This is a genomic window from Sphingomonas sp. Leaf230 (assembly GCF_001421745.1).
Lineage (GTDB): Bacteria > Pseudomonadota > Alphaproteobacteria > Sphingomonadales > Sphingomonadaceae > Sphingomonas.
This window is the reverse complement of record NZ_LMKW01000009.1, coordinates 284,711-299,114: the sequence shown is the minus strand read 5'-3', so window position 1 is coordinate 299,114 and position 14,404 is coordinate 284,711. Positions and strand designations below refer to the sequence as shown.

At 67.0% G+C, this 14,404-nt stretch carries 10 protein-coding genes and 1 pseudogene; 4 read left to right on the top strand and 7 right to left on the bottom strand.

Annotated features, from left to right (window positions below):
* Positions 1 to 77: 77 nt before the first annotated feature.
* On the bottom strand, positions 78 to 962 hold the full coding sequence (gene dapA, locus ASE82_RS10455) for a 4-hydroxy-tetrahydrodipicolinate synthase (protein ID WP_056063370.1): 885 nt from the start codon (positions 960 to 962) through the stop codon (positions 78 to 80).
* 102 nt (positions 963 to 1,064) lie between these two features.
* Between dapA and ASE82_RS10450 the strand changes: the two genes are divergently transcribed.
* The 4 genes from ASE82_RS10450 to ASE82_RS10435 all read left to right on the top strand — a co-directional run bounded on the left by ASE82_RS10450 (position 1,065) and on the right by ASE82_RS10435 (position 5,117).
* On the top strand, positions 1,065 to 3,050 hold the full coding sequence (locus tag ASE82_RS10450; protein WP_443025086.1) for a lytic transglycosylase domain-containing protein: 1,986 nt from the start codon (positions 1,065 to 1,067) through the stop codon (positions 3,048 to 3,050).
* A gap of 204 nt (positions 3,051 to 3,254) precedes the next feature.
* Positions 3,255 to 3,731, top strand: a complete 477-nt coding sequence (greB, locus tag ASE82_RS10445; protein WP_056063367.1) for a transcription elongation factor GreB — start codon at positions 3,255 to 3,257, stop codon at positions 3,729 to 3,731.
* 230 nt (positions 3,732 to 3,961) lie between these two features.
* Positions 3,962 to 4,342 carry a DoxX family protein gene (locus ASE82_RS10440; protein ID WP_056062560.1) on the top strand — a complete coding sequence of 127 codons (381 nt, stop codon included), beginning with the start codon at positions 3,962 to 3,964 and terminating at the stop codon, positions 4,340 to 4,342.
* A gap of 10 nt (positions 4,343 to 4,352) precedes the next feature.
* Positions 4,353 to 5,117 carry an NYN domain-containing protein gene (locus tag ASE82_RS10435; protein ID WP_056062557.1) on the top strand — a complete coding sequence of 255 codons (765 nt, stop codon included), beginning with the start codon at positions 4,353 to 4,355 and terminating at the stop codon, positions 5,115 to 5,117.
* Positions 5,118 to 5,267: 150 nt separating this feature from the next.
* Here ASE82_RS10435 and ASE82_RS10430 read toward each other — a convergent pair whose 3' ends face one another.
* The 6 genes and pseudogenes from ASE82_RS10430 to ASE82_RS10405 all read right to left on the bottom strand — a co-directional run bounded on the left by ASE82_RS10430 (position 5,268) and on the right by ASE82_RS10405 (position 14,200).
* Positions 5,268 to 6,779, bottom strand: a complete 1,512-nt coding sequence (locus tag ASE82_RS10430; protein WP_443025084.1) for an MATE family efflux transporter — start codon at positions 6,777 to 6,779, stop codon at positions 5,268 to 5,270.
* Between the two features lie 474 nt (positions 6,780 to 7,253).
* Positions 7,254 to 9,975: pseudogene (locus ASE82_RS20065) on the bottom strand (valine--tRNA ligase).
* 66 nt (positions 9,976 to 10,041) lie between these two features.
* A complete protein-coding gene (locus ASE82_RS10420; RefSeq protein WP_200910709.1) occupies positions 10,042 to 10,605 on the bottom strand; it encodes a DUF2497 domain-containing protein in 564 nt (187 codons plus the stop codon).
* A gap of 35 nt (positions 10,606 to 10,640) precedes the next feature.
* Positions 10,641 to 12,170 (bottom strand): TolC family outer membrane protein, encoded by a 1,530-nt coding sequence (locus ASE82_RS10415; protein WP_056062554.1) that lies wholly within the window; start codon positions 12,168 to 12,170, stop codon positions 10,641 to 10,643.
* A 10-nt stretch (positions 12,171 to 12,180) separates the two neighbouring features.
* Positions 12,181 to 12,834: a protein-L-isoaspartate O-methyltransferase family protein gene (locus tag ASE82_RS10410; protein ID WP_056063358.1), complete on the bottom strand. Its 654-nt coding sequence runs from the start codon at positions 12,832 to 12,834 to the stop codon at positions 12,181 to 12,183.
* 343 nt (positions 12,835 to 13,177) lie between these two features.
* Positions 13,178 to 14,200 carry a helix-turn-helix domain-containing protein gene (locus tag ASE82_RS10405; RefSeq protein WP_156348865.1) on the bottom strand — a complete coding sequence of 341 codons (1,023 nt, stop codon included), beginning with the start codon at positions 14,198 to 14,200 and terminating at the stop codon, positions 13,178 to 13,180.
* Positions 14,201 to 14,404: the final 204 nt, after the last annotated feature.

Sequence of the window (14,404 nt, the reverse complement as noted above, 5' to 3'; positions counted from 1 at the left end):
AAGTTACCCCTTCCCTCCCCCTCCGTCTGGCAAGCGCCAGCCACCTCCCCCTGGCGGGGGAGGATCGTGATCCCGGCTCAGACTAGGCGCGCGTGCTCCAGCGCCGCGTCGACGGCCGCACGCGAGGCCTCTCCGGCGGGGGTCATCGGCAGGCGAAGCGTCTCCGGGAAGCCAGCCCGCACCTTCGTCATCGCGTACTTGACCGGGCCGGGCGACGCGTCGGTGAACAGCGCCTCGTGCAACGGATAGAGCTTATCCTGATACGCCAGCGCCTTGACGAAATCCCCCGCCTGGCACGCCGCCTGGAACTCCGCGCAGAGCTTCGGCGCGACATTGGCGGTTACCGAAATGCAGCCGGTGCCGCCCATGACGTTGAAGGCCAGCGCCATGTCGTCGTTGCCCGACAGCTGGCAGAAATCCGGCCCGCACGACGCGCGGTGCTGAGAGACGCGGGCGAGCACGCCGCTGGCATCCTTCACCCCGACGAACACGTGCGGGAACGCTGCGACGATCCGCGCCAAGGTCGCTGGCTGGATGTCCGTTACCGTCCGCGCGGGGACGTTGTAGAGGATGATCGGCAGCGGCGTCGTCGCGGCGAGCGCTTCGAAATGGCGGAAGATGCCCTCCTGCCCCGGCCGGTTGTAATAGGGCGGCACCATCAGCGCGGCATCTGCACCAGCCTCTTTCGCGGCGCGCAAATTGGCCGATGCGACACGCGTGTCGTTCGAGCCCGCGCCGGCGATGACGGGGACGCGGCCCCTCGCCTGGTCGACGCAGACGCGGACGACGTGGAAATGCTCGTCGTACGACAAGGTCGCCGCTTCGCCGGTCGTCCCGCACGCGACCAGCCCCGACGAGCCCTCGACGATCTGCCATTCGATGAAGTCGCGATAGGCGGGTTCGTCGAAGCTGCCGTCGGCGGCGAACGGCGTGACGAGCGCCGGAATAGATCCTGAAAACATGCGGTGGCCTGCGGTCCTGTTGCGCCGGATGTCTTGCAAAATCCGGATTTCGTTCAGGACAGATACGGGTTCGGGGCGTATGCTGTCCACATGGTAGCATCGATGTTTAAAACGAGCCTTCTCCTTGCAGTCGTGGCGGGGACGGTCGCCGCGTCGGGAGGCGGGCAGCAGACGCTGGATCGCTACAGTACGCAGCTGGCCAATATGGGGCCCAACGCACAGCCGATGGCGACGGATGGCGCGATCGCCTCGACCATCGCGCAGTGGCGGGCGTTGCAGCAGACCGATGCGCTGCCGTTCGACAGCTATGCGGGCTTCCTGATGGCGCATCCGGGCTGGCCGAACGAGACGGCCAACCGGCGTGCGGCGGAGCGCAAGGCGGCGACCGGATCGCCGATGAGCGTCGTCGCGTTTTTCCGTCGTTACCCGCCGCAGTCCGCGTCGGGCGGTGTCGCGTATGCGCGGGCGTTGCAGGCGACGGGCGCGCGGGATCAGGCTTATGCGGCGGTGCGGACGGCGTGGCGGAGCAGCGGACTGACGCCGACCGACGAGGCGATGGTCGTGTCGGGCTTTCCGGGTGCGCTGACGCCGGACGATCAGGACGCGCGGATGGATGCACTGTTGTGGGCGGGCCAGACCGGCGCGGCGCAGCGGCAATTGGTGTGGACGAGTGCGGCGCGGCGGCCGATCTTCGAGGCACGGCTGGCGTTCCGGACGAATGCGCCGAACGCGTCGGATATCTCGGCCTCGACGCAGACCTTGTATGCGAACGACGCGGGGTATGTCGCGGACCGGGCGCAGTGGTTGCGCAATTCGGGGGCGAGCCCGTCGGCGCGCGCGTGGCTGGCGCGGCCTCGGTCGCTGGTGACGCGGCCGGGCAATGCCGCCGAGTGGTACGAGGTGCTCGTTACCAACGCCAATGGCGCGGCGAACGACGGGCAATACCAGGTCGCCTACGACATCGCGCGGCAGATCGACGATGCGTATCCGTATGGCGCGGACATCGCGGCAAAATCCTACGCCGAGCGCGACGAATATACCAATCTCGCCTGGCTCGGTGGACGGGTAGCGATGAAGCAGCTCGGCCGGCCGGCGGATGCGATGACGCTGTTCGACCGGTACGCGCGCGGCTCGCGCTCGCCGCAGGTGCGGTCGAAGGGGTATTATTGGGCGGGGCGTGCGGCGGAGGCGGCCGGGTTGGCGCCTCAGGCGGCCGCGTTCTACGGCCAGGCGGCCGGGTATCGCGATCAATATTACGGGCAGCTGGCCAACGAGCGTACCGGGCGTGCGCTGGTCGCGCCGCCGTCGGTCGCTTCGGTGGCGATCGATCCGGCGACGCGCGCGGCATTCGATCGGCGCGAGACGGTGCGGGCGGTGAAGTTCCTCGGCCAGATCGGCGACTGGCAGGACCAGACCGCGTTCGTCCGCCAGATCGCGGCGGATGCGACGACCGACACCGATCACCTGCTCGCCGCCGAACTGTCGAAGAGCATCAACCGGCCGGACCTGGGCGTGATGGTCGGGCGGAGCGCGCTGGCGAATGGGCTGAGCGATTATTCCGCGGTGGGCTTTCCGATGGTCGCGGTGCCGGCGGGGTATGAAGACAACTGGACGATCATCCATGCGATCTCGCGGCAGGAGAGCCAGTTCGATCGGGCTGCGGTGAGCCACGCCGGCGCGCGCGGGCTGATGCAGCTGATGCCGGCGACCGCGCGCGAGCAGTCGGGGAAGATTGGGCTTGCGTACAACCAGGCGGCGCTGACGACGGATCCGAACATGTCGATCATGCTGGGCTCCAGTTATTTCCAGCGGGTCTACGCCAATTACGGCAGTTATCCGCTCGCGGTGGCGGCGTATAATGCGGGCGGCGGCAACGTGAACAAATGGCTCCGCGCGAACGGCGATCCGCGGACGGGCGCTGTCGACATGGTCGATTGGGTCGAGGCGATCCCGTACCAGGAGACGCGCAACTATGTGCAGCGCGTGCTGGAGAATGCGGTGGTGTACGACCTGATGAACCCCGCGCGGGCGAAGAGCCGGGGGGCGGCGCGGTTGTCGTGGTATCTGGGGAAGAACCGGCCGGGTTGAGATTGTTCTCCCGCGAAGGCGGGAGCCCAGACTGGGCTCCCGCCTTCGCGGGAGAACATGGCGAGGAAGCGCAGGGTTCACCCCCATCCCTACGCTCCCCGTCACCCCGGACTTGTTCCGGGGTCCACACCACCGCATACTCAAACGCCTTGGAGCGTGCGGAACGGTGGATGCCGGAACGAGCCCGGCATGACGGACTTTGAGATGGACCGCCCCAACTACATAACCCCCTCCGGCTACGCCGTACTTCGCACCGAATACGAGCAACTCCTGTCGACCGAACGCCCCGCCCTGGTCGAGGTCATCTCGTGGGCGGCAGGCAACGGCGACCGGTCCGAGAACGGCGACTATATCTACGGCCGCAAGCGCCTGCGCGAGATCGATCGCCGTCTCGGCTGGTTGTCGAAGCGGATGAAGGTGGCCAAGGTCGTCGACCCCGCCGCGCAGGAAGACCGCTCGCGCGTCTGGTTCGGCGCGTGCGTGACGGTTGCCGACGAGGATGACGTCGAGCGGGTCCTGACCTTGGTCGGCGACGACGAGACCGACGCGAGCAACGGGCGGATCGGCTGGAACTCGCCGTTCGCACGTGCCTTGCGCGGCGCTGCGATCGGTGATGTGCGACGCGTAGATTTACCCGCTGGGGAGCGCGAATACGAGGTGATCACGATCTCCTACCCCTGACGTTGCGATCCTCCCCCGCTAGGGGGAGGTGGCTGGCTTGCCAGACGGAGGGGGAGGTAAGAGAAAACCGGTGTTCCGTGCCCTCCCCCTCCGTCACCTGCGGTGCCACCTCCCCCTAGCGGGGGAGGATGGTGAGTTGCCCGTCAACGATCCGTTTCGATTCACGTGAATTGACCTCGCGCCGCCCCCGTGTGACGTTTCGCCCACGCAACGACATTCGAGGATTCCCCATGCCGATACCCGCCACCTGGTCCGCCCGTCTGCTCAGCGTCATGCGCATCGTCGTCGCGCTGGTGTTCTTCAGCCACGGCATCTCGAAATTCTTCGGCCTGCCGCCCTTCCCGATGCCGATGAACCCGTTGCTGACGGTTGCCGGCGTGCTCGAAGTCGTTGGCGGCGGGCTGTTGATCGTCGGCCTGTTCACGCGGCCGGTCGCGTTCGTGCTGTCGGGCATGTCCGCGGTCGCGTATTTCATGGCGCACATGCCGAAGGGCCCCTTCCCGATCGCCAATGGCGGCGAGGCGGCGGTGCTCTACTGCTTCGTGTTCCTGTACCTCGCCGCAGCCGGTGGCGGTGTGTGGAGCGTGGACGCGCAGCGCGGGCGGGGCTAACCTTGCGCGCATGATCGATACCACAACGCGCAACGTCGCTCTCCTGATCGACGCGGACAATGCGTCCGCGTCGACCCTCGACCCGGTGCTGACCGTCCTTGCCGAGCTCGGCACGGTCAACGTCCGGCGGGTCTATGGCAACTGGTCGAAGCCCGCGCTGAAGGCGTGGAGCGACATGTCGATCAAGCACGGCATCGAGCCGCAGCAGCAGTTCGACCTGACCAAGGGCAAGAACGCGACCGACATGAAGATGACGATCGACGCGATGGACCTGCTGTTCCGCGGGCGCATCGACGGCTTCGGGATCATGTCGTCGGACAGCGATTTCATGCCGCTTGCGACGCGCATCCGCCAGGACGGCATCCCGGTGTACGGCTTCGGGACGAGCCGCACGCCTGAGGGATTTCGGCAGGCGTGCACGCGGTTCATCGACGTTGGCGCGCTAAACGAGACGTCGCAGCCGATGCAGGTGCCCGCGCCTGCTCCGGTGGCTGGCGAGAAGCCCGCTACGCCGGCGCCGGTCGCCCGGCCGAAGACCGCGCAGCCGATCGACGAGCAGGTGATCAAGCTGCTGATCGACGCGTACAATGCGGTGAAGCGCGACGAGAAGGGCTATGCCAGCGTCGCCGAACTTGGCCAGCTGGCGGGCAATCGGTCGAGCTTCGATGCGCGCAATTACGGCTTCAACCGGTTGTCGGACCTGATCGAGACGATTCCGAACTTCCAGCATGAGCGTCGCGAAGGTGGCCGTTCGTTCGTGAAACGGCTGCGGTAGGCCCCTTCGACAACCACCATTGAGTGCACCACCCCGGCGAAGGCCGGGGCCCAATTGGAAAGGTCGTAGTAACGATGCGCTGGCCTCTGCCACCGTCGTTTCCCAATTGGGCCCCGGCCTTCGCCGGGGTGGTAGTTAAGGTCGAGCATCTCACCCAGTAGGCTGCAACCGCCCGCCCGGCTCGCTCATGCCGTGCGCCTGTTCCTCGCTGTCGTCGGGCACCACTAGCGCACCCTTTCGCCAGTTGCCGTAGCGATAATACCACGCCGCGATCGCCAGCGTCACTAGCGATCCGAGCGGGAAGCTCCACCACAACGCATCCGCACCGAGCCACGGTTTCGCGAGCAGCGCGAAGCCGATCCGCACTGGATACAGCGCGACGATCAGCGCGATCAGCGGCGCGATCACCGCGCCGTTCGCGCGGACGGTCGAGAACAGCACCATCGTCATGCCGAACAGGATGAAGTTCCAGCTCGCGATCAGCTGGATATGCCGCGCGATCGGCAGTGCCGCGCTGTCGCTGCCGATGAACAACGTCATCACCGGGCGGTCGAACAGAATGACGACCCCGACCATCGCCCCGGTCAGCGCGACGTTGAAGAGTAGGCCGTACTTCGTGATGTCGCCAACCCGGTCCCAGCGGCCCGCGCCGATATTCTGTGCCGCCATCGAACTCACCGCGGCGCCGATCGCCAGCGCGGGCATCTGGATATAGGTCCAGAGCTGCTGCGACACGGCGTATGCCGCCGCGGTATCCACGCCGAGCCGGTTGACCAGCCCGACCATCGCGAGGCCGGCGGTCGACATGACCAGCATCTGAGCGCCCATCGGCAGGCCTTTCCGCACGATCGTCCCGGTCAGCGCGCGCTCGGGGATGAGGTAGCGGAGTTCGTTGCCGCGCAGCCTCAGCGGCAGGTCGCGCCGGTAGATATAGACGATCAGCCCGAGCAGCGAGACGTGGCTCGCGACCAAAGTCGCCATCGCCGAGCCGGCAATGCCCATCTGCGGGAACGGGCCGATGCCGGCGATCAACAGCGGGTTTAGCCCGCTGTCGAGGATCGCGCTGAGCAGCATGAACCAGAGCGGCGTCATCGAATCGCCGGTGCCGCGCAGGCCCATCATCAGCAGCACCATCATCATCGACGCGGGCAGCCCGAGGAAGATGACACGGAGGTACGCGAGCGCGAGCGGCATCGCGTCGCCGGGGGTGGCGAGCAGGTGGAGGATTTCGGGCGCGAACACCCAGCCGAGCGCGGCGATGACGATCGCCCCACCGAGGACCAGACCGACCGCGGAGCCGAACGCGCGGCGTGCGCCTTCCAGATCGTGGCGGCCGAAGCTCTGGCCGACCAGGATCGTCGCTGCCATGCCGAACCCGAATACCGCGCCGAAGGTTAGGAACATGATGATGTTGGCGTTCGAGGTCGCGGCGAGCGCGCCCTCGCCGAGATACCGTCCGACCCAGATCGCGTTGATCGAGCCGTTGAGCGATTGCAGGATGTTCGAGCCGAGCGTCGGTAGCGCGAACGCAAGCAGCGTGCGGCCGATGTGACCGGCAGTGAGGTCGCGCTGGCCCGGCTTACCGCGGGGGCGATCGGGGGGACTGGTATTGGAAAAGTCGGGGGCGCCACCACGCTGCCGATCGGATTGCAGATCGCTCACACAGTCACTCCGTCATGCCGGACCCGGTCCGGCATCAACCGGATGAACACACGCGCCCCTATCTGTCGCACGCCTAGCCGCGGAGTGAACGTCGGGACAAGCTGGTAGGTCCCCCGCTCCGAACCTAGTGCGCTATGTTTCCCCGCGAAGGCGGGGACCCAGTCTGGGCTCCCGCCTTCGCGGGAGAACAAGAAGGGGGTCGGATACTCTGCACGGCAGAGACACCCCGCCTCAAACCGTCACCCCAGCGAAAGCTGGGGTATCCAGGTTATCGGGTGGCCGATGTGGTTAATCACTGGGATACCCCAGCTTTCGCTGGGGTGACGGGTTTGGTTTGTGTGAGACGGCAGTACGCCACACATTCCCCTCCCGCTTGCGGGAGGGGTCGGGGGAGGGCGCGACGTACGTACTGGCGTCCGGCCTCGTGGGGCACGTCCCTCCCCCAGCCCCTCCCGCAAGCGGGAGGGGAGCAGGTCAGCCCAGGCGTCCGAGTGCCGCCTGCAGTCGCGCAGCCTCGGCAGCCTTGTCCGCGTGGTCGGCCTTCGCCTTTTCCACCGCTTCGGGCTTGGCGCGTTCGACGAAGCTGGCGTTGCCCAAGCGACCCGACAGTGCGTCGCGCTCCTTTTCCGCCGCCGCGATCGCCTTGGTCAGGCGGGCGCGTTCGGAATCGAGATCGATGACGCCTTCGAGGGGAAGGACGAACGTTGCTTCGTCGACCACGACCTGCGCCGCGCCGCCGGTGGCTTCGCCTTCGGCGTGCGTGACGCGGGCGAGACGCGCGAGCGCCGGGGCCTGGCGTTCGAGTCGCGCCAAGGTCGACGCATTAGCATCGCGGACGTGGAGCGGCAGGCGCGCGCCCGGCGGCACGTTCAGTTCGTTACGCGCGGTGCGGATTTCCTGAACCAGACGGATCAGCCAGTCGACTTCCTTGCTCGCCTCGGGATCGAGCGCGCGCGCGTCCGCCATTGGCCATTTCGCGACGATCAGGTCGTGATCGCGAGGGCCCATCGCGTGCCAGAGTTCTTCGGTGATGAACGGCATGAACGGGTGCAGCAGCACCAGGATCTGGTCGAGCACCCAGCCTGCTACCGCCTTCGATTCATCATCGATGACGCCGCGTTCGTCGCCGACCATCTGCGGCTTGATCAGTTCGAGATACCAGTCGCAGAAGCGGCTCCACGCGAACTGGTATATCGCGTTCGCGGCGCCGTCGAAGCGGTAGTCGGCGAGCGCGAGGTCGACCGTCTGGACGGTCGCGATCGTCTCGGCGATGATCCACTTGTTGACGGCGAGGTCCGCGCGCGGTGCCTCCAGCGTCGTGCTGGCGACGATGCCGTTGGCCTGTGCGAACCGGGCGGCGTTCCAGAGCTTGGTGGCGAAGTTGCGATAGCCCTCGACGCGCTTTTCATCCATCTTGATGTCGCGGCCCTGGCTTTCCATCGCCGCCATGAAGAAGCGCAGCGCGTCGGCGCCGTAGGTGTCGATCAACCCGAGCGGGTTGACGACGTTGCCCTTCGACTTCGACATCTTCGCGCCGTCCGCCGCGCGGACGAGACCGTGGAGGTAGAGCGTGCGGAACGGCACGTCCTTCATGAAGTGCAACCCCTGCATCATCATCCGCGCGTTCCAGAAGAACAGGATGTCGAAGCCGGAAATGAGCACGTCGTTCGGGTAGCGGCCGCCTAATTGCTTCTGTCCCTGCTCCCTCTCCCCGGAGGGGAGAGGGAACGGCACCCGCCTCGGGCCAGCCGAGTGTGGCGAAGGGCCAGAGGGCCGAGGAGAACCAAGTGTCGAGCACGTCGGGATCGCGCGTCAGGGTCACGCCTTCGCCCGCGAGGGCCTGCGCTTCGGCCTCGGTCTCGGCCACATACGGCGTACCGTCGGGTCCGAACCATGCCGGGATCTGGTGGCCCCACCAAAGCTGACGCGAGACGCACCAGGGCTGGATGTTGTCCATCCAGTTGAAGAAGGTCTTCTCCCAGGTCTTCGGCACGATATCGATCGCACCGGTCTGGACCGCCTCGATCGCGGGCTGGGCGAGCGTTTTTGCGTCGACATACCATTGGTCGGTCAGCCAAGGCTCGATCACTACGCCCGAACGGTCGCCATACGGCGTCTGGATCGTGCGCGGCTCGGCGTCGTGTTCTTCGCCGTCTTTGTCGACGTGCGCGATCAGGAAGCCTTCGTCCTTCAGCCGCGCGACCACGGCCTTGCGTGCCTCGGCAGTCGTCAGCCCGAGCAGCTCGGCCGGGATCAGCCCGTCGGACACCTGGACGACGCGCGCCTTCGCATCGAGCATGTTGAGCATCGACCCCGCGGCCATCCCTGCCCGCTTGCCGACCTCGAAATCGTTGAAGTCGTGGCCCGGCGTGATTTTGACAGCGCCAGATCCCAGCTCCGGATCAGCATGGTCGTCGGCGATGATCGGGATCAGGCGTCCGGTGATCGGCAGCTTCACCTGCTTGCCGATCAGCGCGGTATAGCGCTCATCCGCGCCATTGACCGCCACCGCCATGTCGGCGAGCATCGTCTCGGGCCGCGTGGTCGCGACCTCGATGAAGCCCGACCCGTCGGCCAGCGGATAGCGCAGGTGCCAGAAGCTGCCCTTGATCTCGCGCGTCTCGACCTCGAGGTCGCTGATCGCGGTGCCGAGGCCCGGATCCCAGTTCACGAGACGCTTGTCGCGGTAGAGGAGGCCCTGTTTGTGCAGGTCGACGAACACTTTGAGGACGGCCTTTGAGAAGCCCTCGTCCATCGTGAAGCGCTCGTTCGCCCAGTCCATCGAGCAGCCGAGCCGGCGGAGCTGCTGTGTGATCTCGCCGCCGCTCTCTTCCTTCCACGCCCAGACCTTCGCGACGAACTCCTCGCGCGTCATGTCGGTGCGCTTCTGCGGGGGATTGAGCGCGCCCATCTGGCGCTCGACCACCATCTGCGTCGCGATGCCGGCGTGATCGGTGCCGACCACCCACAAGGCGTCCTTGCCCTTCAGGCGGGCGTGGCGCGTGAGGATGTCCTGCAGCGTGTTGTCGAGCGCGTGGCCGATGTGCAGCGAGCCCGTGACGTTGGGCGGCGGGTTGACGATCGTCCACGGCTCGGCGTTGGGACGGTCGGGGCGGAACTGGCCGCTCGCCTCCCAATGCGCGTACCAGCGCGATTCGATGGAGGCCGGGTCGAAGGTTTTGGGAAGCTCGCTCATGCGCCGAGCCTTAGCGAGCGCGAAGCGAGGAAACCAGCCTCGCGTCCGCGCCCGTAACTGGAGAGCCTAGGGCTGCTGGTTCATGATCTTGGCGATTTCGCGCGAGACCATGTCCTCGACCATGTTGGGAAGGTTCGCGTCGATCCATTCGCGCAGCATCGGGCGGAGCATTTCGCGCACCAGGCCCTCGAGCGTACCGTCATTGCCTGTCTCGGGTTTTACCATCATCCGCGTCAACGCCTCGAGCGGCGCGCGCGTTGCAGCGGCAGTGTGGCGCGAGACGATCGGCTCGGCTGCGGCATCGGTGGCCGGCTGCGGCTTGGCACTCGGCGCGACCTTCGGCGGCGTCATTTGCGGGGCGGCGTGGCGTGGTTCGGGCGGGGTATCGGCGGCGCTGAGCACCGGGGACTTGGGCGGACGCGGCGTACGATCGGGCATGGGGTCGCTCAGTTCGAGGATCTCGTCGTCGTCATGGTCGCCGTCGAAATAGGCGGGATCGAGATCGACCGGCGCGGACGTCGCGCGCGCAGGCCGGCGCGACCGGCCGGGCGTATCGCCCTCTTCCGCGATGATGCGTTTGATCGACGAGAGGATTTCCTCCATCGACGGCTCGCCGTTGACATCCCCCATCCGGACCATCCCAAACCCCGTAGCCCCGCGCGCCCCTATTGGCGGCTCGGCGCGTCCTTACCTGTCGTCAAGGCGGGGTTCCTGTCAACCGGCGTATCGAGCAACGGGTCGTACTGCGCTTGGACCGTGGCGTTCTGCGCGGGCGACTGCGCGGTGCGGGTGGCGACCGGCACGGGCTCGCCGTCGCCGCCGAAATCCCAGATCTTGTGGCGGACGCGGTTGTAGTTCGCGACCGGATCGTAGAGCACGCCGCCGTCGAGCCCGAGGTCGCGCGCCTCTGCCTGGCCCATCGCGGCCAGCAGCGCAAAGCCCGCGACATACGCGTCGCGTCGCGCGGTCACGAGAGTCACCTGGCTGTTGAGCAATTCCTGCTCGGCGTTGAGGATGTCGAGGATCGTGCGCGTGCCGACGCTGTTCTCGGCGCGGACGCCTTCGAGGCTAAGCTTGTTCGCATTCACCGCGGTTTCCGACGACTGGATCACCTGCTCCGACGAGCGCCAGATGGCAAAGGCGGAGCGCGCCTGCGCGATGACGTTGCGCTCGGTCGCGGTGACGTTCTCGATCGCGCGCGACTGGTACGCCTCGGCTTGGCGAACCTGCGCGGCGGGGCGCCCGCCCTGGAACAGCGGCAGGGTCAGCGACAGCCCGGCCTGCACCGCCTTGTTGGCGTTGGGGATGCCGTTGACGCCGCCGGGCACCGACGCGATCGAGCCGAGATAATTGGTGTAGCTCGCGCCCCCGACCGCACTGATCTGCGGAAGCCGGCTCGCACGGGCGACGCCGACATCGTAGCGGCTCGCGTCCCGCTCCTTGGCGGCGGCGATCAACACCGGGTTGTTGTCGATCGCGACGGTCACGGCCGAGGCCGGACTGTCGGGCAGATGCGGCAGCGTCGGCGGCGTATCGAGCGTACCGGGCGGTGTCCCGACGAACTGGATATAGCTTTCGCGGCTGGATATCAGATTGGCTTGTGCGGACTGAAGCTGCGCGCGGGCGAGCGCGAGGCGTGCTTCGGACTGGGCCACGTCGGTGCGGGTCAGGTCGCCGACCTGGAAACGGTCACGGCTGGCCTGGAGGTTGACGTCGAGGACGCGGACGTTCTGCGTGTTCAAGCCAACGATCGCCTCGTCCCGGATCACGTCCATGTACGCCGCGACGACGTTGGTGAACAGATCGGCTTCGGTACTGCGCAGTGTCGCGCGGCCACCCTCGACACGGGTCTTTGCCGCGGCAACCGAATTGCGGACCTGCCCGCCCTGGTACAGCGGCACCGACACGTTCGCTCGCGCAACGCCCTGACGCGGCGGCGCGAGGAAGTTGTTCTGGCCGGTGACGAGGAATTCGGTGAGATCGCCGGTCGCGTTCGCCGACGGCAGCCCCGCCGCGCGGGCGATCGGCACGTTCTCGTCCGTCGCGCGCAGGGTAGCGCGCTGCGCCGTGATCGTCGGGTTGGTATTGTACGCCTTGACCAGCGCCTCTCGCAGCGTCTCCGCATGGAGTGGTGCAGCGCTATACGTCAGCGCAACACTCAGGAGCAGACTGCGGAGAAGTGCGGCGCGGGCCATGGCTTTCTGCTCAGAACCGGAAGGGTTTGGGGGCGTCGAAGCCAGGCAGGCTCACGCATTCGACATCGACGAACGCCGAGAGCGCAAACCCGCCATCGGTCTTGCGGCCCGATGCGAGCCGGGTCAGCCCGCGCTCGGCGATCCCTGCCGTCACACGACCACCCGACTTGACCTGCGCGATCAACGCGTCGGGCACGGTCTCGATCGCCCCATCGACGATCAGCACGTCATAGGGCGCGCCGGCGGCGTGGCCGTCCTGCATCGGTGCCTCGACGAGTTCGACGTTACCGGTTCCGGCGAGTGCCTCGCGGGCGATCGCCAGCAAGGCAGGATCGCTCTCGACCGCGACGACCGAGCCGACGATCTCGGCCAGCACAGCCGCAGTGTAGCCGGTCGCGGCACCGATCAGCAGGACCCGGTCGGTCGCGGTCAGATAGGCTTCGGTGAGCAGACGGCCGGTCGCCATCGGCAGGTTGGCATAGCGTCCGCGTCCCAGCGGGATCGTCGCGTCGCGGTATGCGAGTGCGCGGACGTCGGCGGGCATGAACGCCTCGCGCGGCACGCGTGCCATCGCCGCGACGACGCGCTGGTCGTTGACCGCGTTGGTGCGCAACTGGCTCGCCACCATCGCGTGACGCATCGTGTCGAAGGTCGCGGGAGCCATGGACACGGTAGTCCCGCCGATCTCATGGGTATCGGCTGCGAGCGAAGGAGTATCGAGAGTCGTCGTCGTCATGGCGCATCCTGTCGCACAACTGTTTTAGCCACGCAATACACTTGTTTCGGATCGCTCCGATATCGCGCGGCCGGATATGTTGCGTCTGTTATCGCGTGGGCGCGGCAACGCCAAGCATCGGTTGGTCGGATTTCGCCACGATTCACAGGGGCGGCGGCGGCGGGCCCGCGGGGGACCGGGAGACGCCCCGCCCGCCCGTGTGACACCGAGATGCCGCGAACGGGGCGTCGAGGGCGCACGAGAAATCCCGGCAACACCTCTGCGCCTGTCCTTAGCACCCGATCGCGGAACCGTCCCGCGAAATGACCCGCTGTTGCGTCGCGCGGGTCGAGTCGCGCGGCTGCGCATCGCGCGCCGGCGCCTTTTCGATGTCGTGCAGCACCTGCGTCGGCGATCCCAGCACTGCGTTCCGCGCTCGCAGGCTGGCCTTCAGGAACGGCTTGGTCAGCGCCATGAACCGCCGCGGGGTCATTCCCAGGAACGTCGCCGAATCGCGCAGGAAATGCGACGCATCGAAATAGGAGCGGTCGATCGTCGTATAATCCGCCTCGCCGCCGGCCATCATCAGCCGGACGAACGACCGCAGGAACCGCGCGCGCAACAGCAGCATCTTGGGCGGAAACCCGAAATGGCGCACCGACAATCGCCGCAGCGCGTGCGTCGGCATGTCAAGTTGTGCAGCGGCGGACGCGATGTCGGTCGGGCCATCGGTCGCGAGTATCTCCATCAACTGCCGGATCTGCGGCGCATCGGCATGCGGCGGCCCCAGCCGCGCGAGCAACATCGCATCGAGGATCGGCGCGACGGCGGCATCATCCGGCGCGCCCTGCAAGGCCGCTACCAGATCGCGCGTGAAGGCCTTCCCGAGCACGTCTTCCAGCGGCACGATGCGGTTGCGGAAATCGCCGGCCGATCGGCGAAACAATCGCGCCCATCCCAGCGCGCTGATCCCGAAGCCGATCATCACGCCGCCATGCGTCACCGCCTTCAAAGCCTGGTTGGTCGGCCCGAACAGACTGGCCGCAGGCAGCGGGTCATAGGTCCGCCGACCGATCGAGACCGCGATCGGCCCCGCATCGATCGCGATCCGCACGTTGGCGGTCGCCGGCAGGAACCAGTCGACCTGCCCCGCTTCGCTACCCGTGTCGGTTCGATAGACGTGATAGCCGGTGATATAGTCGGCGAGCGCGGCGGCGGGCCGGTCATACCGGATTGCCATGCCCGACGGCATCGCGAACACCTCGTCATCGACCCCCGACGTATTCGTGCCGCCCGCAATCCTGTCCGTCCTCAAGCGCCCGCCCCTAAAAGCCATTAACGTCCTTGAACTTAACCCTAAGCAAAGACGCTGACGTGTGCGAGTCACGATACGAGGCCAGGGACGAGGCCGGGGGCGGTAGCGCGCGACGCTCACCGCCTGCGGCGACGTGCGAGTCGAGGATAACCAGATTATTCCGTTGTCGACCGCAACTGCCGGTTGACCGCGGCGGAAAAACGA